Source organism: Nonomuraea sp. NPDC049421 (assembly GCF_040677005.1).
Classification (GTDB): domain Bacteria; phylum Actinomycetota; class Actinomycetes; order Streptosporangiales; family Streptosporangiaceae; genus Nonomuraea; species Nonomuraea salmonea.
Genome location: NZ_JBFAQA010000004.1, coordinates 133,106 through 154,386 on the forward strand (window position 1 = coordinate 133,106; position 21,281 = coordinate 154,386).

The window sequence follows — 21,281 nt, forward strand, 5'->3', positions numbered from 1 at the left end:
GCTCCCCCTCCAAGAGTTCGCCCCAGACTAACACTTCGCCTTGAACGAATATTTAACCGCGTCAAGCTTTCCTGATAAACTTCTCAGGAAGCGAGAGGTGAGCGTGAACAACGAACGCGAAGAACTGATCCACCGGATCAACGAGACACAGCGGGCCCTCGCCCGCCTGTTCGCCCAGCAACACCAATCCCCCCTGTTCACCTCCAACCTCACCCTCAGACAACTCAAAGTCATCATGATCCTGTCCATCAACGGCTCAGCCTCAGGACAGGACCTCGCCCACGACCTCGGCGTCGGCCTCGGCACCGTCACCGGCATCGTCGACCGCCTCGTCGCCCACGGCCTCGTCAGCCGCCACGAAGACCCCCACGACCGCCGCGTACGCCGCGTCGAACTCACCCCCGCCGGCACCGACCTCATCGAAGAGATCAACAACGCCGGCGTCGAACACTACCGACGCCTCATGGCCCACCTCGACACCGAAACCCTCCGCGCCCTCGACCAGGTCACCCGCACCATCCGCGACGTCGCCCACAACCTCGGCCAGGCCACCCGCTAACGCACCTCACCCAGCAACCGCTCCACCACCGCCAACGCCTCAGCATCCGACGCCCCCGCCCGCCGCGCCGCCACCACGAACTCCCGCGCCGCATCCTCCAACCGCACCCGCAACCCATCAGCAGACCCCGAGATCACCGCCGTACGCCCCCGCCGCAACTCCACCAACCCCTCATCACGCAACTGCTGATACCCCCGCAACACCGTGTGCAGATTGATCCCCAGCGACGACGCCACCGTCCTCGCCGACGGCAACCGATCACCCGGCTTCGCCGTCCCATTCGCCACAGCGGCCCGCACCGCACCCGCCACCTGATCCGACAACGGCTGCCCCGCCGCGAAATCCACCGTGATCAGCACGACCGCGACCCCCTCAACCGCTCCACCCACCCATTCACCAACGCCGCCCCCGTCTCCGCCCCCGTCTCCGCCTCCGGCGTCGAGAACACCAACCGCCGCCCATCCGCCAGCCACACCACCAGCACCGGCCCCCTCCCGCCCACCGCACCCCACCCCCAACTACTGTCATCCTACTTATAGCGGCCCTGGGGCACCCGATCCCCCACCTCCGCATACCGAATCCACCCCCACGGCACCGACCTGCGCACCCGCAACCACGGCAACGCCACCGACACCCCACCCGCATCCACCTGCAACCGGCACCACGCCTGCGACGCCTCGAACACCCCCAGCCCCACCAGCACCAGCAACCCCACCGACGGCCAATCCAACCCCCGCGTCCCCAGCCACACCACCCCCGCCAGCATCAACCCACCCACCACCACCCGCCGCCACGACCACAACGACGTCACGAACATCACCCGCTCCGCCGCACCGATCGGCCGCACCCGCACCCACGGCGGCACCGGCCCATCCGCCTCCGGATGCCGCGGCAGCGCACCCGCCAGCCACCACCCCAGCCCGAACGCCGCCCCATACCCCGCCACCTTCACCACCAACGGCAGACCAGGCGCCGCCGCACCCCCGAACGTCGCCGTCAGCCCCAGCACCCACAAACCCCACGCCACCGGGATCACCGAACCCGTCACCACGCCCAGCGCCGCCACCACCCGCTGCCCCCACGGCACATGCCAGGACGACAGGAACGCCAGCACCGACAGCGCCTCCGCCCACACCAGCAGCCCCCACACCGGTTGCGCCGACCACGCCTGCCAGGTGAACTCCACCCGCGTCGCGAACGACCAGCCGTGCACCCGCACCCGCTCAGGCAGCTCATCACCCATGGTCGCGACCAGCAGAACCGGCACCAGGAACATCGGCAGCGGACCGAGCACCGCGATCGCCAGCCGCCGTAACCGGCCCTGGGCGGCGTAGTCCTTCATGAGGACTCCAACTGTTCGACTGTGGCTATAACACTATAAAAGGCGTCGAACGGCGGAGGCGCAAGCCCTCTGCCCCGTCGGTGCGGAATTCTTGAAGGCGCCGGGATGATCAGGACCAGCCCGGCGCCTTTACATTGTAGATTTCTAAGCTAGCCGGGACAGCACCGGCGGCAGCTCGCCCTCGTACACCACCGTCAGCCGCCGCGTCGCCCGCGTCACCGCCACGTACAGGTCCTGGCCGCCCATCGGCGACTGCCCCAGGATGGCCGCGGGGTCGACCACCACGACCGCGTCGAACTCCAGCCCCTTGGCCTGCCCCACCGTCAGCACCGCCACCGGCGCATCGAGCCCGCCCTCGGGGAACAGCGCCGACACCTCCGCGTGCCGCGCGTCAGGGGTCAGCACGCCCAGCCGGCCCTCCCCGACGGCCGCCAGCTCCTCGGCCACCACCCCGGGCAACCCGTCCACGGGCAGCTCCAGGGCACGCGGCTCGGCCTCACCCTCGCGTACGGACTCCGGCGGCTCCTGCTCGGGCGCGAACGCGCGCAGCACGTCGGCCGCCACCCGCATGATCTCCACCGGCGTCCGGTAGTTGACCTCCAGCCGCTCCACCCGCCACCGGCCCTCCAGGTACGGGTCCAGCACCTCGCCCCACGACCGCGCGCCCGCCGCCGAGCCGGTCTGCGCCAGGTCGCCCACCACGGTCAGCGACTTGGCCGGCACCCGCCGCATCACCATCCGCCACGCCATCGGCGACAGCTCCTGCGCCTCGTCCACGATCACATGCCCGTACGCCCACGAGCGGTCCGCCGCCGCCCGGTCCGCCGTCGTCAGCCCGATGCCGTCGTCGGCGTGCCGCTCGGCCAGCACGTCCGCCCGATCCAGGATGCCCTGCTCGGCCACGCCCGTGACCTGGAGCACCTCGGCCGCGTACCGCTCCTGCCCGGCCTGCTCCTCCCGCTCCAGCCGGCCCGCCGCCCGCCGCGCCGAGTCGTCCTCACCCAGCAGCTCGGCCGCCTCGTCCAGCAGCGGCACGTCGCCCGCCGTCCACGGCGACTCCAGCGGCCGCACCAGCGCGCGCCACGCCAGCCCCGCAGGAGCGGCCGCCTCAAGCTCGTCCGGGGACGACAGCAGCTCGGCGACGAACCGCCGCGGCGTCAGCTCAGGCCACAGCTCCTCCACCGCCGCCCGCACCTCCGGCTCGCCCCACAGGCGCTGCGAGGCCAGCTCGATGTCCAGCTCGTCCAGGTCGCCCTCCAGATCCAGCGGCTCGCTCAGCTCGGGCTCGCCCTCGATCTGCAGGTCCTCGATGTGCAGCGACTCCTCAAGCGCCCGCGCCTCGGCCCTGGCCAGCTCCTTCAGCAGCTCGGTGACGTACAGCTTGCGCGCCATGTTGTGCGGCAGCCGCACCGCGCGCGCCCGCTCGCGCAGCCGCAGGCACGTCTCGTGCGGCACCCGCAGCCGCAACCCGTCGAGCTCCACCACCAGCTCGCCGTCCGGCACCCGCTGCCGCCGCCGCAGCGCCTCGGCGACCAGCCCGGCCATCCGCAGGTCGCCCTTGACCACCGCCGGCGCCGGCGCGTCCACCGCCGCCGCCCGCACCCCGGGGAACATCTCCCCGACCGTGGTCATCACCACCTGCGTCTCCCCCAGCGCCGGCAGCACCTGGCTGATGTAGCGCAGGAACATCGGGTTGGGGCCCACCACCAGCACGCCGCGCCGCTCCAGCGTGTCGCGGTGCGTGTAGAGCAGGTACGCCGCCCGGTGCAGCGCCGCCACCGTCTTGCCGGTGCCAGGGCCGCCCTGCACGACCAGCGCCCCCTGCAGCCCGGCCCTGATCACCCGGTCCTGCTCGGTCTGGATGGTGGCCACCACGTCGCCCATCCGCCCCGTACGGCCCCGGCGCAGCGCCGCCAGCAGCGCCGCCTCGCCCACCAGCGTGCGGCGCTCGCCCTCGGCCATGCCCTCCAGGTCGAACACCTCGTCGTCGATGCCGACCACCACGCGGTCCTTCAGATGCAGGTGCCGCCGCCGCACCAGCCCGCCGGGATCGGTGGCGGTCGCGACGTAGAACGGCCGCGCCGCCGGCGCCCGCCAGTCGATGAGCACCGACTCGTGACTCTCGTCGCGCAGCCCGATCCTGCCGATGTACGTGCTGCGGCCCTCGCCGTCGTCGATGCGGCCGAAGCACAGGCCCCGTTCGACCGCGTCGAGCTGCGCCAGCCGCCGCGCCTGCTCCGCGGCCATCGTCTCGCGCTCCACCATCGCCTGGCGGGTGCCGACCGCGCCGCCCCTGGCGTACACCTCACGCAGCGTCGCCCGCGCCCGCTCCCTGGTGGCGTCGAGCCGGCCGTACAGCCACGACACGGTGCGCTGCTCGGTGTCAAGGGCTTCGGCGAGACCATCTTGACGATTAGTCATTCGCTGATATACTCCTAACAGGAGGGCTGTAACAGCTCCGTCTTGATGTGATGGACGTACGAGCTTAACGCCCGCGCCTGCCCGCGCGCAATCACCCCCCTCTCCTTCCTCCACATCGCAGGTGCTAGCTTCCCTGTCCATGTCGGACTATCTGCGGGAACTCTTCTCTCTCCACGGCCGGCGCGCCCTGGTCACCGGCGGCAGCTCCGGGATCGGGTACGCCATGGCCGAGGCCATCGGCCGCGCCGGAGCCGAAGTCGTCATCGTCGCCCGGACGCAGAGCGCGCTCGACCAGGCCGTCACCCGCATGCGCGAGCACGGCGTCACCGCCTCCGCCATCGCCGCCGACCTCGGCGAACGCGACGACGTCGAACGCGTCCTGGCCACCGCGGGCGACATCGACATCCTCGTCAACGACGCCGGCAACAACATCCGCAAGCCCATGGGCGACCTCACCCAGGACGACTACGAGCGCACCCTGGCCGTCAACTTCACCGCCCCCTACCTCTTCGGCCAGCACTACGGACCCAAGATGGCCGCCCGCGGCTGGGGCCGCATCATCAACGTCGGCTCCCAGCAGTCGGTCCGCGCCTTCGGCAACAGCGGCATCTACGGCGCCTTCAAGGCCGCGCTCGCCGGGCTCACCCGCTCCCAGGCCGAGGCGTGGTCCACCGACGGCGTGTGCGTCAACACGATCATCCCCGGCTTCGTCCTCACCCCGCTCACCGCCGAGGCCCAGGCCATCCCCGGCCGCGTCGAGGCCCTCGCCGCCCGCCACATGGTGGGCCGCAACGGGCTGCCGCAGGACTTCGGCGGCGCCGCGGTGTTCCTCGCGAGCGAGGCCTGCTCGTTCATCACCGGCCAGATGCTCTTCGTGGACGGCGGCTTCGCCGTCCACTGACGCCTCAAGCCGAGGAGGGGCTGATGCGGCTGGGCGAGAACGACGTACGCCACCGCTTCGTGCTGGAGCTGTCCGACCTAAGCCAGGTGGCGGGCGAAGAAGCGCGCCTCATCGTCCACCTCGAACGCCGGCACGTCGCCGTGCCCGCCGGGGTTGGCGTGCAGCGTCTTGTCAGGCGTGCCCAGGGCGTCGAACAGGGCCAGGCCCCGCTCGCGCGGCACCAGCCGGTCGTCCCACTGCAACAGGAAGCGCACCGGCACCTTGACCTGGGCGGCCTCCCCCGTCAGGCCGTCGGCGCCGAGCAGGCCCAGGACCGCCGCGCCGATCCTGGGCTCCGCCGCGATGAGCGGGATGCCCAGCCCGCACCCCATCGACAGGCCGCAGTAACCTGCCGGGCCGTCGCCGACCTCGTCGAGGTGTTGCACGGCGGTCAGCACCGCCCGCCACTCGGCGACGGCCTGACCGGCCAGGTGTGCGTGCATGGCGGCGACCAGCGCACCCGTGTCGCCGCCCCCGCGCAGCCCGGCCACGATCCGGCCGAACTCCGCGTCCTTGGGCCGGTCGCCGTGGTTCGGCGCGTCGATCGCGACCACCGCGAACCCCGCGGCGGCGTAACAGTGGGCGCGGGCGACGACGCCGGGCGCGATCTTGTGCTGACCGCCGCCGTGGCCCAGCAGGATCAGCGGGTGCGGTCCGGCGGCCTGCGGTGTCCACAGGACGCCGGGGACGTCGTCGAGGGTGAAGAACTGCTCGGTGACGCCGTCGGACGACGTCAGGGAGGTGAAGCGCATCAGCGTTCCACGCCTTTCGGGAGGACCTTACGCGGGCGCTCCCCAAGCCACGTGAACGAGGGAGCCCCGACCTGTCTCAGCGTTGATCGGTCTCACCTCCTCTGGCCACAGTGGCGTCCGGCGACCCTATCACGGTCAGCTGAGGAGCACCTGCCCGAGTACGTGCCCGCCGATGGCCGCCATGCCGGGATGGTCGGCCGAGTTCGCGGCCAGCGCCGTGCCCATGCACAGCGCCCAGCCGCGGGCGCGTTCCCACGTGACCGCGTCGGCGTCCACGTGCGCGCGGAACACCTCGCGCGCGTCCTCGTCGAACACCAGCCACGCCGCGGCCAGGTCGGTGGCGGGGTCGCCGCTGGTGAGGTCGCCGAAGTCCAGCACGGCCGCCAGCCCGCCCTCGTCGGCCAGGAGGTTCGCGGGGTGCGGGTCGCCGTGCAGCCACAGGGCGGGGCCCTGCCAGTGCGGCAGCGCGACCAGCTTCTCCCACAGCGCGAGCAGCTCGGCCGAGCGGGGGATCGACGGCAGCCGCCGCCGTACGGCGTCGTCGCGGGCGGCCAGCGGCACGCCGCGCACGGGGTTGGGGGGCGCCTCCGGCGGCGCCGGCCGGTGCAGGCCCGTCATGAACGCGGCCAGCGGCACGGCCAGCCCGGCGCGATCGGGCGGCGGGACGGTGGCGACCGTACGGCCCTCGAACCAGGGCACGATCGTCCACGGCCACGGATACCCCTCGCCCGGCACCCCGGCCCTGACCGGCACGGGCAGCGCGACCTCGACGTACGCGGCCAGGACCGGCAGCCAGCGCTGCTCGTTGACGATGAGATCGACGGCCACCTGGCGGCGCGGCAGGCGTACTGACAGGTCACGGCCGAGGCGGTAGATGACGTTGTCCCAGCCGCTGGCGACGAGGGTGAGCGGGCCCGCCAGGTCCGGGTGCTGCGTTCTGACGAGGCGGTCGACGAGGGTCTCGTCGATGTCGAACTCGGCAGCGGGGGTGTTCATGGGTTGCGCCTTTACATTGTAGATCCGGGCAGGTCGATGACGCCGAGGACGGAGAGCAGGGCCACCACGGCGATGACGGCCACGATCGCCCATGCGACCGGGTTGCCGAGGTTGAGGGTCCAGCGGCCGCCCACGCGCTGGTGGACGAGGATCGCCGGGTCCATGCGGTTGGCGTACAGCATGCCCGCGAGGTGCCAGTGGCGGTCGTCGTCGCGCTGGACGTAGCCGGACTCCTGCTCCTCCCCTGGCAGCGGGGGCAGGCGGTGGCCGGCCTCGCCGACGCGGACCGCGAAGACCAGGCCGGCGAGCGCCACCGCGGCCACCGGCAGCCACGTGAGCACCGTCACGAGCGTGCCGGACGGCACAGTCTCCCACAACTGCAGGGCGAGGAGCAGCAAGGTCAGGTTCGCGCAGGCCACGCCGGCCAGCAGGAGGCGGGACAGGCCGCGCAGGTAGACGCGGTAGCGGCGGGCCGACCCTTGGGGGCGGGCCGCGTCGAGGTCGGGGCGGGCCCGCAGCAGGGCGGCGACCAGGAGCGGGGTGAGGAGGGTGAGGGCGAGCTGCGACAGGACGGGGGCGAAGGCGGTGGCGAGGGTCGTGGGCACGCGGGTCACCGCGTCGACGCCCCAGCCGCGCAGCGTGGCCAGCGTCTCCGGCAGGGCGGCATAGCGCGTCGACCCGACGGCCGCGGTGATGAGCAGCAGCAGGACGGACGGGATGAGCAGCCGCAACGGTACGCGCTCCGGGTCGGTGCGCAGCGTGGTGTCGGCGGCCGTCGCCTGCCGCGCCCCCTCGTACCACTTGCCGCGTCGTTTGGCCCCCGTCACCGCGCGGTGAGCGGCGTAGAAGAGACCGATCTGGGCGGCGCCCAGGACCACGACGACGGCCTGCAGCACGTCCGCCGTGCCGAGGAGGACCGCCGCGGACGGCGCGAGCAGCGCCGCGACACCGCCGAGGAGCAGGACGGAACGGGTGTAGCGGCGGCGCTGGGCGGTGACGGCCGGGTCGGCCGCGTGGGAGCCGGGCACCCGCACGCCGAACGGCAGCGTCGGGCGGCCCAGCACCGGCACCGCCCACGCCACCGCCGTCAGCAGCGCGACCAGGGACAGACAGGTCAAGGCGATCATCATCATGCCGGTGTTCTCCCTTTCCTGGCTCCGAACGAGTCGAGCACCTCACCGCACCGCCGCAACGCCTCCTGCTCGCCGAGGCCGTGCACCACCGCCTCGGCGAGCAGCGTCCGCAGCCGGGTCTCCCACTCCTCGGCGAAGCCCGCCTCGGCGGGCCCCGAGCCGGCGTCGCGGCGCACCACCGCACCGCTCTTGCGGTTGATCCGGATGACTCCCTGCCTGCGCAGCAGGTCGTAGGCCTTGTTCACGGTGTGGAAGTTGATCGCCAGGTCGGCGGCCAACTGCCGGGTGGACGGCAGCGCCGATCCCTCCGCCAGATCGGCGTCGGCGATGGCCTCCACCACCCGGTCGCGGATCTGCTGGTAAATCGGAACCTCGCTGTCGAGGTCGATCGTCAGAAGCACACTTGCAGTCTATCTGATATATCTGAACTATAACAGATAGAGAAGGCGCGCTTCTAGAGCGGGGGCGCCGGGCAAGCGAGAGGAACGATCTCCATGACCATCCAGCGATCCGCATCGAGCGCACCGTCAGTCGCGTTCGCGCAGGCAGGCGACGCGTCCGTCGGCTCACCCGGAAAGGGATCCCCCTATGCGATCGACCGCTGAACTCCACCTCGTCAGCCCACCAGGTGGCCCCGTCGGTGGGCGGGGGCGCGAGCTGGCCGTCTTCGTGCTCATCGGCTTCGGCGTCCCGTGGCTGCTCTGGCTGCTGCGGGTGCGTACCGGCATCGACGTGGTCGCGCCGGGAGGGATGGTCGCGGTAGGGCTGGCCACGTTCGCGGCCCTGCGCGTGGGCGGGCGGACGGGCGGGCGGACGGGCGGGCGGACGGGCACCGTCGCGCGCGACACCGCGCTCGTCCCGATCCGCCCGGTCCGCCGGCTCGTCCGCTTCTGCGCGATCGCGCTCGGGGCCACGCTCGCCTTCGGCTTCCTCGCCGTCGCGATCGGCGCGTGGGCGGGACAGTATCCGACCGACCTGGAGAACCTCTCCGGGCTGCGCGCCGCGTACGGCATGGCGGGCGAGCCCCTCCAGCTGATCCTGTCCGCGCTGGCGGTCAACATCGGGCTGCTCGTGGTGGTGCTGCCGCTGGCGTTCTGCGAGGAGTGGGCCTGGCGGGGTTTCCTGCTCCCCCGGCTCCGGCCGCTCGGCCTGTGGCCGGCGCTGCTGGTCAGCGGGCTGGTCTGGGGGGTGTGGCACCTGCCCGGGTACGTCGGCGCGGGCGCTTCGCCGGGGTTCGTCCCCTTCCTGGTCTTCACGGTGTTCTTCGGCGTCCTGCTCGGATGGCTTCGCCTGACGTCCGGGCTGATCTGGCCCGGCGTGCTCGCCCACGCGGCCAACAACACGCTGGTGACGGCGTTCGTGAACGTCGTGTTCAGCGCCGATGACGAGCGGGCGCTGAGCAACCCGTGGACCGTCGGCCTCAGCGGCTGGCCCGGCTGGCTGGTCATGCTCGCCGTCGTCCTCGTGGGGGCGCGCGCGATCCGGCGGGCCGCCGATCGCGACCCCGCCTTCGGCGGCCTCCCCCGTCGGCGGCCGCGCCCCCTGCGGCGGATCCTGGCCGCCTCACTCGGCCTGGTCATCGTGGCCGCGCTCGCCGGGACGGCCGTCGAGCAGTCCATGGCCCGCACGGACGCGCGGCGCTTCCCCGCGCCCGGCCGGCTCGTCAGCGTCGGCACGCACCAGCTGCACCTGCGCTGCCTGGGCAGCGGGAGCCCGGCGGTCGTGTTCGAGTCGGGATGGGGTGACTCGTCCACGACCTGGGACGGTCTGCAGCGGCAGCTGGCCGCTGCCGGGCAACGGTCCTGCGCCTATGACCGGGCGGGTTACGCCTGGAGCGAGCCGGGCGCCGGCGTGCGGGACGCCTCCGCCGAGGCGGCGGAACTCGTGACGTTGCTGGCGAACGCGGGCGAGCGGGGGCCGTTCGTGTTCGTCGGGCACTCCTGGGGCGGGCACGTCCTGCGGCTGCTGCGCGCGCAGCGGCCCGAGCAGGTCGCCGGGCTGGTGCTGCTCGACATCGCGGACGAGCGGAACACCGGCCTGGCGACCCCGGCCACGATCCAGGCGCACGTGTGGTCCTTGGCGGCCGGCGCGGGGCTGCTGCGTACCGGATCCTGGATGGTCGATTCCCGTGAACCGCGTCTCACCCGCGACAACGCGCCCGTCGTCTTCGGCCCGGCCACCTGGGCCGCCGCCGCTGCCGAGATGCGCGCGTACGACGCCACCGTCCGCGCCGTCCGCAGCCTGCCCCGCGAGCCGCGGTCATGGGGCGGCCTGCCTGTCACGGTCATCAGCGCCCAGGACACCGGCGAACAAATAGCGCGGCTCTCCACGCGCGGACGGCACGTCGTCGCCGACACGCGGGACCACTACGTGCACCTCGCCGAGCCCGCGCTCGTCCTGCGGGAGATCCACCGGGTGGTCGAGCAGGCCGCCTTTACAAAGTAGATCACTTGCGGCGGAACTCCCGTTCCCCCACCCCTTCATGCCAGGACCGGATGATCAGCTCATCGTCCTCGACCCGGGTCCACACCACCTCGCCCACATCGACGCGGAACAGATGGGAGCCGGGCTCGGTCTGCCCGGCCGCCGCGAGCTCGTCAGGGTCGGTGATCTCCACCGCCCGGCCGGCCAGCTTCACATCGCCCTCCCACGCGGCGGGATCGTCGTTGAACGCGGACGTGACGTGAACCGCCATCCGCGGATCCCGCCGCAGGTCGTGCGCCTTGACCGCGCCGCCCATCGAGCCCAGCCACAGCTCGCCGTCCTTGCGCTCGACCTCGGTGCCGCTGACCCGCGGCGACCCGTCCTTGCGCAGGGTGGCGAGAACCTTGTGCTTGTACCCGTCCATGACCCGCTGAGCCGCCTCGGCCAGCTCGGGCGCCTGACGCTGGAACTCCTGCCAAGAAGCCATGCCCCCCATCATGGACCGCCGCGCCCCGCCATTGCCTGGTAAATACTGGTGCGGGCGCTGGACGAGCGCGGGGCCAAGAGCGTCTATGTGGACGGCGGGCAGGTCATCCGTACGTTCCTGCGGGCCGGGCTGATCGACGAGCTGACGATCACCACGGTACCGGTGCTGATCGGGACGGGGGTGCCGCTGTTCGGGCCACTCGGGCGGGACGTGCCGCTGCGGCACCTGTCGACACACGTGCTCGGGGCGGGGGTGGTGCAGTCCGCGTACGCCGTCGAAGGGGGGAGGGTTACGCTGAGGCCGCCATGCGCTGAGCGAGGAGGAACCATGCCGCGTACCTGGCTGACCGAGCGGTTCGAGTTGCAGGTGCCCCTGGTAGGGGCGCCGATGGCGGGGGTGAGCGACGGGCGGCTCGCGGGGGCCGTGTCGGCGGCGGGGGCGCTCGGCATGTTCGGGGTGCCGCCGTCGGTGCCGGTGTCGTGGATCGAGGAGCAGGCCGGGATCGCCGCCGCGAGCGGGCGGCCGTACGGCATCGGGCTGCTGGCCTGGGGACTGTCCGACGAGCACCTGAAGGCGGTGCTGCGGGTGCGGCCCGCCCTGGTGTCGGTGAGTTTCGGCGACTACGCCCCGTACGTCGAGCCGCTGCGCGCGGCCGGCATCACCGTGGCCGTCCAGGCGGGCACCACCGAGGAGGCCGTGCAGGCCGAGCGGGCCGGCGTGGACGTCGTGGTGGCCAGGGGCGGCGAGGGCGGCGGGCACGGCCGCGACGACGTGGCCACGCTGCCGCTGCTGCAGACCGTGCTCGACGCGGTCCAGGTCCCGGTGCTGGCCGCCGGCGGCATCGCCACCGCGCGCGGGCTGGCCGCCGTGCTGGCCGCGGGCGCCGAGGGCGGCTGGGCCGGCACCGCGTTCCTCGGCTGCACCGAGACGACGCTCCCGCCCGAGGGGCTGCGGCGGGTGCTCGACGCCGGGGAGACCGGCACCGCGTACGGGCGGGTCTTCGACGTCGCCCAGGGGCTGCCGTGGCCGCCCGAGTACGGCGGCCGGGCGCTGCGCAACACGTTCTACGACCGGTGGCGGGGCCGCGAGGACGAGCTGGCCCGCGACGAGCAGGCCCGCGCCGGGCTTGAGGCGGCACGGCAGGGCCGCGACTTCGACACCGCCTACGTCTACGCGGGCCAGGCCGTGGGGACGGTGACGCGCGAGCGTGACGCCGCCGACGTCGTCGCCGGCTTCGCCGCCGCGGACAAGCTGCTGTCCCGCTTCGCCGCCCCCTGATCGAGCGCGGCCCGCGCGGGTAGGGGCCCGGGGGAAAGGACCGCGTGGAGGGGGACGGCGTTGCGGAGCGAGGGTGAGCGGGCGCTGCACGACGTGCCGAGCGAGGGCGAGCGGACACTCGACGGCCTCCTGGACGCCATGCACCTGGCCGGCATGGAGGAGATGCCCGCACTGGTCTGCGAGCACGCGCGGCTCGAGGGTTTCTCCGACGTCTCGATCTACGTGACCGACCTGCAGCAGCTGATCCTCGTCCCGCTACCGAACCAGCGGGACGCGGCGGGCGGCCCGCTGCCCACGATCAGGATCGACGGGACGCTGGCGGGGCGGGCGTTCCGGTCGGTGTCGCTGGTGCGGTCCCAGGCGGGCGGCGAGGGGCCGTACCGGGTGTGGGCGCCGCTGCTCGACGGCACCGAGCGGATCGGCCTGCTCGGCGTGACCGTGCCGCACGGCGGCGAGGTGGTGGAGCGGCGGATCAAGACGCTCGCGTCGCTGGTGGCGCTCCTGGTGATAAGCAAGCGCCCGCAGAGCGACTCGTGCGCCCGGCTGGTACGCGCCCGCCCCATGGCGCTGTCGGCCGAGGTGCTGTGGAACCTGCTGCCGCCCGGCACGTTCGCCAACGACGACGTGGTGGTCAGCGCGGCGCTGGAGCCCGCGTACGAGATGGGCGGCGACACCTACGACTACGCGCTCGACGGCCACACCCTGCACCTGTCGATGTACGACGCGATGGGCCACGACACCTCCGCCGGGCTGACCGCCACGCTCGCCATGGGGGCCGGCCGCAACCGCCGCAGGCAGGGCATGAGCCTGGCCGAGACCGCGCAGGCGGTGGACGAGGCGATCATGAGCGAGTTCGAGGGCCGCTTCGCCACCGGGGTGCTGGCCTCGCTCGACCTGCGTACCGGGCTGCTGACCTGGGTCAACCGCGGCCATCACCCGCCGCTGGTGCTGCGCGACGGACGGCTGGTGGCGACGCTGTCGGGCATCCCCGACCCACCGATGGGGTTCGGGCTGAGCGTCTCGACCGGGGAGCTGCACTTCCAGCTGCAGCCCGGCGACCGGCTGCTGTTCTACACCGACGGCGTCATCGAGGCGCAGAGCCCGGACGGTGAGCGGTTCGGGCTTGAGCGGTTCATCGGGTTCGTCACCAAGCGGGAGGCCGACGGGCTCCCGATCCCGGAGACGCTGCGGCGCCTCATCCAGGCGATCCTGGCCCATCAGCGGGGGCGGCTGCAGGACGACGCGACCGTGATGAGCGTGGAGTGGAAGCCCCGCCATCCCCGCCACCAGCTCGTCCTCTGACCTCACGCCCCCGTCGCCACGTACACCGCCCAGCCGATGTATCCCGCGTTCACCACCAGCCTCGCCGCGACCGTCCCCGGGCGGAGCAGGACGCTCGTGTGGCGGGGCCTGGCGTGCCGTACGGCGTCGAGGTGGGAGAGCAGGTACGCCCCGATGAGCGCGGAGGCGGCCCAGGCACCGGCCGCGCGCGTGGCCGGCACCGCGATGAACACGCCCACCACCACCTCCGCCACCCCGCTCACCACCACCAGCAGCCCTGCCGGGCCGAGCCACGACGGCACCAGCGACCGGAAATATCCGGGGAACACGAAATGCGCCACCCCCGTCACGCCCAGGAAGACCGCCAGGGCGGCCGCGATAACATCCATGCCGCGATGCTCCCTCCCCTCCGTACGCCGGCGCTTGAACGAAACGATCGCGCTCCCGACGGCGGGGTGACGGTCTTCGGCGAGCCGGCCCCGTTCCAGGTCGGCCGCCACCGCCACCCGGTCTGGAAGGTGGTGCTCCCCCTCGGCGGACATGCCTGGCTACGCCCGGACGCCGGCGCCTGCGTCACGGCGGCGGGTCTCGTCGTGCCGCCGGAATTCGCCCATACGTGCGGAGTGACGTCCGGCTACGTCGCCCTGTTCATCGACCCGACACTCATCCGGCCCGGCCTGGGCCCGGTGGCTCTGGACACCGCGACCGTCCGCAGCCTGCACGCAGCCCTGTCCTCGGCCCTGTCCTCGGCCCCGTCCTCGGCCGACGACCGCGCCGAGCGGGCCACCACCGGCCTGCCGGCCGGGCCGGTCGCGCTTGGCGACGCCGGCTCAGACTTCCTCGCCGAACTGGCCGCGCGCGCCGGCGCCAGCGTCCCCACCCTCGACTCACGGGTCGCGCATGCCGTGCGGCGAGGGCTGCTGGGCGAGGCGCCGGCCGCCATCGCGGCCGACGTCGGGTTGTCGATGCCGCGGCTGCGGGCCCTGGTCCGGGCGGCGGTGGGGGTGCCGCTCGTCCGGCTGCGGCGGTGGGGGCGGTTGCGGGCGGCGGTCTCCGCGCTGCCGGGCACGTCGGTGGCGTCGGCGGCCGCCGAGGCGGGTTTCGCCGATCAGGCCCACCTGGCCAGAACAGCGCGTGAGCTGCTGGGCCGTACGCCCGCCTCCTTGCGGAAATTCGGGTGCGGTGCGGGCTCCGGCGGTGTTTCATGCATCGGATGATCGACGATCCGCTGGAGCGCCTGCGCGCCGCCGTCCGCCGTACCCAGGAGACCTGTCGCACGAGCACCGGGCTCGGCCATGAGGACGCCGACGACGACGTCGGCACGATCGGCACCGACGGCGCGCTCGGCTTCGACCCGTTCCCGCTGCTCGAAGCCCTGCACCGGCACGGAGTCAGGGCCGTGGTGATCGGGCAGGTGGCGGGCATCATGCACGGGTCCGAGGAACTGACCGGCGACCTCGACCTGCTCTGGGACGGCGACCCCGCGAACGCCCCGGCCCTGGCGAAGGCGTTCGCCTCGGCCGGCGGGCCGCCCATGGAGCCGGAATCGTTCCTGCGACCGAAGGTGCCGTTCACCGCGCGGGGAGCGGGCGGCGACTGCTGCACGCCGGCGCTGCCGTGGGGCGACCTGCACGTGCCCGGTTTCCTCGACCGCGCGCTCACGGTCACCGGCCGGGACGGTCTCCAGGTGCATCACGCGTGCCTCGACGACCTGATCCTGATGCGCCGCGCGCTGGGCCGTCCCAAGGATCTGCGGCGCGCGGCCGAACTGGAACGCCTGCGCTGAGGCGGCGTCACCACCGCCCGCGCAGCCAGTCGAGCGACGCCCGCCCGAGCGCCGTCGCCATCTCCAAGAGAGCCCGGTCCGCACCGGGCCCCGCCGTCACGGCCAGCCTGAGCAGGAACCCGGCGTGCAGCACGAGCAGGTCGTCGATCTGCGCGGCGGCGAGGTGGCGGGTGAGCGGGTGGGCCTCGGCGAGCGGCTGGGGGTCGACGCCGCTCAGCCGGGCGCTGGACAGCAGCGTGACGAGGTCGGCGTACGGCGCCCCTGCCCAGGCGTGCGGCCAGTCCACCACGACGACCCGACCGGGGCAGATCAGCACGTTGAAGGGGTAGAGGTCGCCGTGCAGCAGCGTGTCCCCCTGGTACGGCGACGCCGCCCCCGCCTCGGCCCCGGCCAGGTCGTCGAGCCGGTCCGCGGCCCACGGCGCCAGCACGGCCAGCGCCTGGCGCGCCTCGGGTGAGGTCAGCGCCGCCCAGCCGCCCAGCCGGGGCCGGGCGAGCAGGCTTTCCTCGACCGGGGACGGCGTGAGCAGCACCGCCAGCTCGCCGGCCGTCTCCAGCACCCGCTCCAGCTCGTCCCGCCGCCACGGTTGGGCGGGCAGCCGGCCGTCGATCTCCTCGAAGGCCAGGGCGACCCAGTCGCCGTCGTCGTACGTGCCCAGCAGGCGAGGCACCGGCGCCAGTCCCGCGAGCCGTTCCGAGATCGCCGCCTCCCGCCGGTGGAACCCGGCCGCCGCGGGCGCCCGCGCGGTCTGCGCGGCCTTGACGAAGGCCCGCGTGCCGTCGGCCAGCCGGACCCGGGCGGCCACCCCTTCCGAGAAGCCGCCCGGCTGGTCGGCGGCGCCGGTCACCCGGGCGCCGAGCAGCCGCTCGATCCCTTCGACGACGGGCGCGGGCAGGGTCGTCCATGGTCGTCGCTGCCCGCCGGTGTGCTGGGGTATCGTCACCATGAGGCCATCCCGATCTTTCATTTCGTCGGCAATCCGAGTCCGGTGCGAGGGGTGACGGTCTACGATCGGCGAATGGCCGTACCCGAGCTCATCCGCATCACCACCCGATCGTCACCCATGGCGCTGGCCCAGGTCGAACGCGTCCGCGCCGAGCTCGCGGCGCTGCACCCCGGCATCCGCACCGAGGTCGTGCCGGTGACGACGTCAGGCGATCGGTGGCAGGGGGCGCTGTCGGCGCTGGGCGGCAAGGGCGCGTTCACCAAGGAGGTGGACGAGGCGCTGCTGACCGGCCGGGCGGACCTGGCGGTGCACTGCATGAAGGACATCCCGGCCGACCGGCCGCTCCCGGCGGGCACGGTGTTCGCCGCCCACCTCAAGCGCGACGACCTGCGCGACGCACTCGTCCACCCGGGCGGCCTCACCCTGGACGAGCTGCCCGACGGCACCCGCATCGGCACCTCGTCGGTACGCCGCGTCGCCCAGCTCGCCTCCTCCCACCCGCACCTGCGCTGCGTGCCGATCCGCGGCAACGCCAACAGCCGCCTGGCCAAGCTCGACGCGGGCGAGGCCGACGCCCTCATTCTCGCGGTGTCCGGTCTCGAGCGCATCGGCCTGAGCGAGCGCATCAGCGAGACGCTGTCGCTGGAGACGATGTGCCCGCCGATCGGCGCCGGCGTGCTCGCGCTGCAGTGCCGCGAGGACGACTCGGCGACCATCGACGCCGTCGCCGGCCTCAACCACCAGCCCACCTGGCGCGAGATCTCCGCCGAGCGCATGCTGCTCCATGTCCTGCAGGGCCACTGCAACAGCCCCATCGCCGGGTACGCCCGCGCCGAGCGCGACGGCCGCCTGTCGCTGCGGGCGCGGGTGTTCTCCCCCGACGGCAAGACGGTCCTCGACGCCCACGAGTGGGCCGGTCCGCTCGACCCGGCCACCCTCGGCACCTCGGTCGCCGTCGCCCTGCTCCGTCAGGGCGCGCGCGAGGTCATCGACAACATCCCGCACTGAGCGGGTATCTCTGCTCTCGGCCGGCCAGGAGGGGCCGCGCCGGGGGCCGCTCGGCCGTGGGCGGCGTCGCTGCGGCAGGGGCCGTGGGGCTGTCTCGGCCGTAGCGCTCGTAGAGCGCGCCGGCGATCAGGATGAGGTGGTCCCGCACGCCAGGTGGGCCGGTCACTTCGAGCCATTCGACGAATCCGGCGAGTTCGCCCGCGAGCGCGTACTCGTTGTGGCCGCGGATCACTACCTCGGTACGCCCGTCGAGCGTGGTACCTCCGACCTCGAGCCGGTCCCCCACGGTCATGCGGAGCTTGCTGATCCCTTCGGCGGCGCACACGGCCTGGACCTTGAGGGGGGTTCGCCGTCGGTCGACTTCGTCGGCGATCTCCCGCCAGCTCTCGGCGAGGTCGAACCCCTCGGGGCGGCGCGCGGGATCGCCGGTCGGCTCGACGGATGACACGCGGTCGATCCGGAACGTCCGCCGACCGGCGTCAGTGGTGGCGACGAGGTACCACGTCGGTCCTTTGGCGACGATGCCCAGCGGGTGGACGGTTCTCTCGGTTTCGGCGCCTTCGCGGTCGACGTAGCCGAGCCGCACCTGGACGCCGCGGATCACCGCGTCCTGGAGGTCGTCGAGGAGGCGAGGCGGGCGGCGCTCGACCCGGCTCGACCCCCATCGTTGCGGGTCGATGACCAGCGACGCCGCCGCCGCCTCGGCCTGCGCCCGGAAGGGCTCCGGCAGGGCGTGGACGAGCTTGCGCAGAGCCGCTCTCACGGCCGGCGTCGCAGCCGATGCCTGGCCGGCGACCAGGAACAGGGCGCGGGCCTCACCCGCGGTCAACCCGGACAGGTCGGTGCGGGCGCCACCCACGAGGCGCCAGCCGCCGCTTCGGCCTCGCATGGAGTACACGGGCACCCCGGCCATGGCCAGGGCGTCGAGGTCGCGGCGGGCGGTGCGCTCGGAGACCTCCAGCTCCCTGGCGACTTCTGCTGCCGTCACCTGCCCGCGCCGTTGCAGCAGAAGGAGGATGGCCACCAGCCGGTCGGTTCGCACGCCGACAACACTCGCACATGAAACCGGTCATGAGGTGACCGGTTTCGGTGGGCAGGATGACCGACATCACCTCACCTACGAGGCCGACCGGCCCATCAGGGCCCACGACTCTTTCGTCGCCCGATCACCCCGGAAATACGGAGAGAAACGCCATGCTCGACGCAGCCGATTTTCCCGAGCCCACCCTCATCCCGGTCAACGGTGTGGAACTCGAAGTGTTCGAAGCGGGCAGCGAGAATGCGGGGAAACCCATCGTGCTCTGCCACGGCTGGCCGGAGCACGCCTTCGCCTGGCGCCACCAGATGCCCGCCCTCGCCGCGGCCGGCTATCACGTCATCGCACCGAACCAGCGTGGTTACGGCAACTCGTCCCGCCCGGCGGAAGTGACGGACTACGACATCGAACACCTGTCAGGCGACCTCGTCGCGCTCCTCGACCACTATGGATACGAAGACGCCACCTTCGTCGGCCATGACTGGGGGGCGTTCGTCGTGTGGGGACTGGCCCTGTTGCACCCCGGCCGGGTGAACAAGGTGATCAACCTGAGCCTGCCCTACCAGGAGCGTGGCGAGCAGCCCTGGGTCGAGCTCATGGAAGACCTGCTCGGTGGCGACTTCTATGTCGTCCACTTCAATCGGCGGCCGGGCGTCGCGGACGCCGTCTTCGACGAGGACACCTTCCGGTTCCTCCGCAACCTGTACCGGAAGAACGTGCCGCCCAGGGAGCCCCGGCCAGGCATGGCGCTGATCGATCTCGCCCGAGCGGAAACACCCCTCGGTGAGCCCATCATGAGCGACGGCGAGCTGGCCGTCCTCGTCTCCGCCTTCGAGTCATCAGGGTTCACGGGCGGCATCAACTGGTACCGGAACCTCGACCGCAACTGGCACCTGCTGGCGGACGTGGACCCGGTCATCCGGCAGCCCGCACTCATGATCTACGGCGACAGGGATGTGATCGCACGGGCTGAGAACCTGGCAGAGTTCGTGCCCGACGTGGACGTGGTCAGCCTTGATTGCGGTCACTGGATCCAGCAGGAGAAGCCGGAGGAAACGAACCAGGCGATGGTGAAGTGGCTGGAACAGCAGGAGGCCGCCTCCGGCGGTCCGTTGTGATGGGGCAGACGCCCTGGCCGGCCGCCACGTGACCGGCCTGCCGGAGCGGCTTCACGCAGTGCTCAGCACGCGGAACTCGCCGGGGTTCGCCGGGTTCCGGTCGACGATCTGGATGGGGGGCCAGGTCCACTGCCAGACGCCGATGCCCGGCTCGCGGGAGAAGCGGATCAGGCCGCGCGTGCCTTCGGCCCGTACGTGCGGCCAGGATGCGGCGATGTGCTCGCGTTCGGTGCCGTGCCGGAGGATTTCGGCGAGGACCGTGATGGTGTCGTAGCCCTCGAAGGCGACGAAGGACGGCGTCTCGCCCAGCCGTTCGCGCAGGGCGTGCTCGACCCGGGCGCCCAGCGGGCTCAGGCGTTCCGGGAGGTAGCGCAGGAACGGGATCGCGGCGCCGGCTTCACCGAGCGCGGCCCATTCGGGAAGTTCGGGCTGGCCGGCGGGGGCGCCGAGCGTCAGGCCGGTGAGGCGTGGGTCGTCACGGACCGCTCGGACGATCGGCATCGCCGGCTCCGGGTGGCCGGTCAGGAGCAGCAGGGCGGTCGCGGAGTGCTGCACGAGGGCGTCGCACAGCGTCTCGGGCGGGAGCGGGTCGAGCTCGATGACGGTGCCGCCGTGCCGGGCCAGGTGGTCGCGCAGGATGCGGGTGCCCGTCGCCCAGTAGACGCTGGGCTGTGCCGCCACGGCGACGCGGCGGTGGCCCGCGCCGAGGAGGTGGTCGGCGTAGAGGCGCCAGCCGCGCGACTGGGCCGGGGCGATGCGGGCCACCCACGGCGTCGGTTCGTCGGTGAGCGCGTCGAGCACGGCGGACGAGCACAGGTACGGCACCGCGAGGGCGTCGGCCCTGGTGGCGACCGCGCGGGCGACGACGCTGTGGTACTCCCCCGCCAGCGCGGCCACGCCCAGCCCGGCCAGCTCGTCCACGGCCGCCGTGGCCCTGGCGGGGTCGGCGGCGGTGTCGCGTACGAGGAGTTCGAGGGGCAGCCCGGCGGCGTCGGCCTCGGCTGCGGCGAGTTCGAGGCCGGCGAGCAGGTGCCGGCCCGCCTCGGCCCAGCCGGGCGGGGTCAGCGGGGCCAGCGCGCCGATCCGGACGGGTGACGTGCTCATCGGGCCGGGCGGTGGGGGTCGGCGTGGATGTGGGTGCGCATGCCCTGCGGGTCGAACAGGATGAGCAGCTCCACCGCCTTGCCGTCGGCGCTGCCCAGCCAGTGGGGCGAGGACGTGTCGAACTCGGCGGCCTCGCCGGGCGGCAGCGTCAGGTCGCGCTCGCCGACGATGAGACGCAGGCGGCCGGTGAGGACGTACAGCCACTCGAAGCCGTCGTGCGTCTTCGGGGACGGGACGAGCGGCTCCTGCGGCGCGGGGATGATCATCTTGAACGCCTGGATGCCGCCGGGACGGCGGGACAGCGGCACGAACGTCATCCCGAACCGGTGGATCGGCGTCAGGTGGATGCGGGGGTCGCCGGTGCGCGGGGCGCCGACCAGGTCGTCGAGCGGGACGTTGTAGGTGCGGGCGAGCGGCAGCAGCAGCTCCAGGGTGGCCCGGCGCTGCCCGCTCTCCAGCCGGGACAGCGTGCTCTCGGACACGCCGGTGGTGGTGGCGAGGTCGGCGAGGGTGATGCCGCGGTGGCGGCGCAGCGCGCGCAGCCGCGGCCCGACGCCTTCGATCACCTCATCGGTTTCCAGGTCCATGCCGGCCATCTTGCCATAACCGCAACTTTTCGTGCCATGCCTGACATGTCCCATGAGACTGGGCGTCCCACGCGAAAGGAAAG

The 21,281-nt window shown here is 72.9% G+C and carries 22 protein-coding genes; 9 read left to right on the forward strand and 13 right to left on the reverse strand.

Annotated features, from left to right (window positions below):
- The first annotated feature begins 97 nt into the window (after positions 1-97).
- Positions 98-559 carry a MarR family transcriptional regulator gene (locus AB0K18_RS08835; protein ID WP_364911949.1) on the forward strand — a complete coding sequence of 154 codons (462 nt, stop codon included), beginning with the start codon at positions 98-100 and terminating at the stop codon, positions 557-559.
- Here the strand turns inward: AB0K18_RS08835 and AB0K18_RS08840 are convergent.
- The 3 genes from AB0K18_RS08840 to AB0K18_RS08850 all read right to left on the reverse strand — a co-directional run bounded on the left by AB0K18_RS08840 (position 556) and on the right by AB0K18_RS08850 (position 4,322).
- Complete coding sequence (locus AB0K18_RS08840; RefSeq protein ID WP_364911951.1) at positions 556-918, reverse strand: GntR family transcriptional regulator; 363 nt, start codon at positions 916-918, stop codon at positions 556-558. The genes AB0K18_RS08835 and AB0K18_RS08840 overlap by 4 nt on opposite strands.
- Before the next feature lie 170 nt (positions 919-1,088).
- Entirely contained in the window at positions 1,089-1,901 is an 813-nt protein-coding gene (locus AB0K18_RS08845; RefSeq protein WP_364911954.1) for a hypothetical protein, read from the reverse strand.
- 144 nt (positions 1,902-2,045) lie between these two features.
- Positions 2,046-4,322, reverse strand: a complete 2,277-nt coding sequence (locus AB0K18_RS08850) for an ATP-binding domain-containing protein (RefSeq protein ID WP_364911956.1) — start codon at positions 4,320-4,322, stop codon at positions 2,046-2,048.
- 139 nt (positions 4,323-4,461) lie between these two features.
- On the opposite strand from AB0K18_RS08850, the gene AB0K18_RS08855 reads away from it, so the two are divergent.
- The gene (locus AB0K18_RS08855; protein WP_364911957.1) at positions 4,462-5,223 is read left to right on the forward strand and encodes an SDR family oxidoreductase; all 762 of its coding nucleotides are present in this window, start codon (positions 4,462-4,464) and stop codon (positions 5,221-5,223) included.
- A 77-nt stretch (positions 5,224-5,300) separates the two neighbouring features.
- Here AB0K18_RS08855 and AB0K18_RS08860 read toward each other — a convergent pair whose 3' ends face one another.
- The 4 genes from AB0K18_RS08860 to AB0K18_RS08875 form a co-directional block, all read right to left on the reverse strand.
- Positions 5,301-6,014 carry an alpha/beta hydrolase gene (locus AB0K18_RS08860; protein WP_364911960.1) on the reverse strand — a complete coding sequence of 238 codons (714 nt, stop codon included), beginning with the start codon at positions 6,012-6,014 and terminating at the stop codon, positions 5,301-5,303.
- A 135-nt stretch (positions 6,015-6,149) separates the two neighbouring features.
- Positions 6,150-7,010 (reverse strand): aminoglycoside phosphotransferase family protein, encoded by an 861-nt coding sequence (locus AB0K18_RS08865; protein ID WP_364911962.1) that lies wholly within the window; start codon positions 7,008-7,010, stop codon positions 6,150-6,152.
- 11 nt (positions 7,011-7,021) lie between these two features.
- Positions 7,022-8,143 (reverse strand): hypothetical protein, encoded by a 1,122-nt coding sequence (locus tag AB0K18_RS08870; RefSeq protein WP_364911965.1) that lies wholly within the window; start codon positions 8,141-8,143, stop codon positions 7,022-7,024.
- On the reverse strand, positions 8,140-8,544 hold the full coding sequence (locus AB0K18_RS08875; protein WP_364911967.1) for a GntR family transcriptional regulator: 405 nt from the start codon (positions 8,542-8,544) through the stop codon (positions 8,140-8,142). Before AB0K18_RS08875 ends, AB0K18_RS08870 begins: the two co-directional genes overlap by 4 nt.
- Before the next feature lie 187 nt (positions 8,545-8,731).
- Here AB0K18_RS08875 and AB0K18_RS08880 point away from each other — a divergent pair, with 187 nt between their 5' ends.
- Positions 8,732-10,588 (forward strand): alpha/beta fold hydrolase, encoded by a 1,857-nt coding sequence (locus tag AB0K18_RS08880; RefSeq protein ID WP_364911970.1) that lies wholly within the window; start codon positions 8,732-8,734, stop codon positions 10,586-10,588.
- Between the two features lies 1 nt (position 10,589).
- Here the strand turns inward: AB0K18_RS08880 and AB0K18_RS08885 are convergent, their stop codons facing one another.
- The gene (locus AB0K18_RS08885; RefSeq protein WP_364911973.1) at positions 10,590-11,054 is read right to left on the reverse strand and encodes a pyridoxamine 5'-phosphate oxidase family protein; all 465 of its coding nucleotides are present in this window, start codon (positions 11,052-11,054) and stop codon (positions 10,590-10,592) included.
- Between the two features lie 48 nt (positions 11,055-11,102).
- Between AB0K18_RS08885 and AB0K18_RS08890 the strand changes: the two genes are divergently transcribed.
- Both AB0K18_RS08890 and AB0K18_RS08895 read left to right on the forward strand, forming a co-directional pair.
- A complete protein-coding gene (locus tag AB0K18_RS08890) occupies positions 11,103-12,332 on the forward strand; it encodes a nitronate monooxygenase (RefSeq protein ID WP_364911976.1) in 1,230 nt (409 codons plus the stop codon).
- A gap of 60 nt (positions 12,333-12,392) precedes the next feature.
- Positions 12,393-13,634, forward strand: coding sequence for a PP2C family protein-serine/threonine phosphatase (locus AB0K18_RS08895; protein ID WP_364911977.1), 1,242 nt, complete (start codon positions 12,393-12,395; stop codon positions 13,632-13,634).
- Between the two features lie 2 nt (positions 13,635-13,636).
- Here the strand turns inward: AB0K18_RS08895 and AB0K18_RS08900 are convergent, their stop codons facing one another.
- Positions 13,637-14,002: a hypothetical protein gene (locus tag AB0K18_RS08900; protein WP_364911980.1), complete on the reverse strand. Its 366-nt coding sequence runs from the start codon at positions 14,000-14,002 to the stop codon at positions 13,637-13,639.
- Between the two features lie 6 nt (positions 14,003-14,008).
- Here AB0K18_RS08900 and AB0K18_RS08905 point away from each other — a divergent pair, with 6 nt between their 5' ends.
- Both AB0K18_RS08905 and AB0K18_RS08910 read left to right on the forward strand, forming a co-directional pair.
- The gene (locus tag AB0K18_RS08905; protein ID WP_364911983.1) at positions 14,009-14,830 is read left to right on the forward strand and encodes a helix-turn-helix domain-containing protein; all 822 of its coding nucleotides are present in this window, start codon (positions 14,009-14,011) and stop codon (positions 14,828-14,830) included.
- Positions 14,827-15,399 (forward strand): hypothetical protein, encoded by a 573-nt coding sequence (locus AB0K18_RS08910; protein WP_364911985.1) that lies wholly within the window; start codon positions 14,827-14,829, stop codon positions 15,397-15,399. Before AB0K18_RS08905 ends, AB0K18_RS08910 begins: the two co-directional genes overlap by 4 nt.
- Positions 15,400-15,406: 7 nt before the next feature.
- Here the strand turns inward: AB0K18_RS08910 and AB0K18_RS08915 are convergent, their stop codons facing one another.
- Positions 15,407-16,345, reverse strand: a complete 939-nt coding sequence (locus AB0K18_RS08915) for an aminoglycoside phosphotransferase family protein (RefSeq protein WP_364911988.1) — start codon at positions 16,343-16,345, stop codon at positions 15,407-15,409.
- 72 nt (positions 16,346-16,417) lie between these two features.
- On the opposite strand from AB0K18_RS08915, the gene hemC reads away from it, so the two are divergent.
- Positions 16,418-17,353: a hydroxymethylbilane synthase gene (gene hemC / locus AB0K18_RS08920; RefSeq protein ID WP_364911990.1), complete on the forward strand. Its 936-nt coding sequence runs from the start codon at positions 16,418-16,420 to the stop codon at positions 17,351-17,353.
- On the opposite strand, the gene AB0K18_RS08925 is transcribed toward hemC, so the two are convergent.
- Complete coding sequence (locus tag AB0K18_RS08925; protein ID WP_364911992.1) at positions 17,331-18,395, reverse strand: WYL domain-containing protein; 1,065 nt, start codon at positions 18,393-18,395, stop codon at positions 17,331-17,333. The two genes, hemC and AB0K18_RS08925, sit on opposite strands and share 23 nt — an antisense overlap.
- A gap of 152 nt (positions 18,396-18,547) precedes the next feature.
- Between AB0K18_RS08925 and AB0K18_RS08930 the strand changes: the two genes are divergently transcribed.
- Complete coding sequence (locus AB0K18_RS08930) at positions 18,548-19,507, forward strand: alpha/beta hydrolase (protein WP_364911994.1); 960 nt, start codon at positions 18,548-18,550, stop codon at positions 19,505-19,507.
- A gap of 51 nt (positions 19,508-19,558) precedes the next feature.
- On the opposite strand, the gene AB0K18_RS08935 is transcribed toward AB0K18_RS08930, so the two are convergent.
- Positions 19,559-20,611 (reverse strand): ABC transporter substrate-binding protein, encoded by a 1,053-nt coding sequence (locus AB0K18_RS08935; protein ID WP_364911997.1) that lies wholly within the window; start codon positions 20,609-20,611, stop codon positions 19,559-19,561.
- The gene (locus tag AB0K18_RS08940) at positions 20,608-21,198 is read right to left on the reverse strand and encodes an XRE family transcriptional regulator (RefSeq protein ID WP_364912000.1); all 591 of its coding nucleotides are present in this window, start codon (positions 21,196-21,198) and stop codon (positions 20,608-20,610) included. Before AB0K18_RS08940 ends, AB0K18_RS08935 begins: the two co-directional genes overlap by 4 nt.
- Positions 21,199-21,281: the final 83 nt, after the last annotated feature.

Bases quoted from the DNA above. Each gene is read 5' to 3' on its own strand.
- AB0K18_RS08845 (WP_364911954.1), bottom strand. From the start codon at position 1,901: ATGAAGGACTACGCCGCCCAGGGCCGGTTACGGCGGCTGGCGATCGCG.
- AB0K18_RS08850 (WP_364911956.1), bottom strand. From the start codon at position 4,322: ATGACTAATCGTCAAGATGGTCTCGCCGAAGCCCTTGACACCGAGCAG.
- AB0K18_RS08855 (WP_364911957.1), top strand. From the start codon at position 4,462: ATGTCGGACTATCTGCGGGAACTCTTCTCTCTCCACGGCCGGCGCGCC.
- AB0K18_RS08860 (WP_364911960.1), bottom strand. From the start codon at position 6,014: ATGCGCTTCACCTCCCTGACGTCGTCCGACGGCGTCACCGAGCAGTTC.
- AB0K18_RS08865 (WP_364911962.1), bottom strand. From the start codon at position 7,010: ATGAACACCCCCGCTGCCGAGTTCGACATCGACGAGACCCTCGTCGAC.
- AB0K18_RS08870 (WP_364911965.1), bottom strand. From the start codon at position 8,143: ATGATGATGATCGCCTTGACCTGTCTGTCCCTGGTCGCGCTGCTGACG.
- AB0K18_RS08880 (WP_364911970.1), top strand. From the start codon at position 8,732: ATGCGATCGACCGCTGAACTCCACCTCGTCAGCCCACCAGGTGGCCCC.
- AB0K18_RS08885 (WP_364911973.1), bottom strand. From the start codon at position 11,054: ATGGCTTCTTGGCAGGAGTTCCAGCGTCAGGCGCCCGAGCTGGCCGAG.
- AB0K18_RS08900 (WP_364911980.1), bottom strand. From the start codon at position 14,002: ATGGATGTTATCGCGGCCGCCCTGGCGGTCTTCCTGGGCGTGACGGGG.
- AB0K18_RS08905 (WP_364911983.1), top strand. From the start codon at position 14,009: ATGCTCCCTCCCCTCCGTACGCCGGCGCTTGAACGAAACGATCGCGCT.
- AB0K18_RS08910 (WP_364911985.1), top strand. From the start codon at position 14,827: ATGATCGACGATCCGCTGGAGCGCCTGCGCGCCGCCGTCCGCCGTACC.
- AB0K18_RS08915 (WP_364911988.1), bottom strand. From the start codon at position 16,345: ATGGTGACGATACCCCAGCACACCGGCGGGCAGCGACGACCATGGACG.
- hemC (WP_364911990.1), top strand. From the start codon at position 16,418: ATGGCCGTACCCGAGCTCATCCGCATCACCACCCGATCGTCACCCATG.
- AB0K18_RS08930 (WP_364911994.1), top strand. From the start codon at position 18,548: ATGCTCGACGCAGCCGATTTTCCCGAGCCCACCCTCATCCCGGTCAAC.
- AB0K18_RS08935 (WP_364911997.1), bottom strand. From the start codon at position 20,611: ATGAGCACGTCACCCGTCCGGATCGGCGCGCTGGCCCCGCTGACCCCG.
- AB0K18_RS08940 (WP_364912000.1), bottom strand. From the start codon at position 21,198: ATGGACCTGGAAACCGATGAGGTGATCGAAGGCGTCGGGCCGCGGCTG.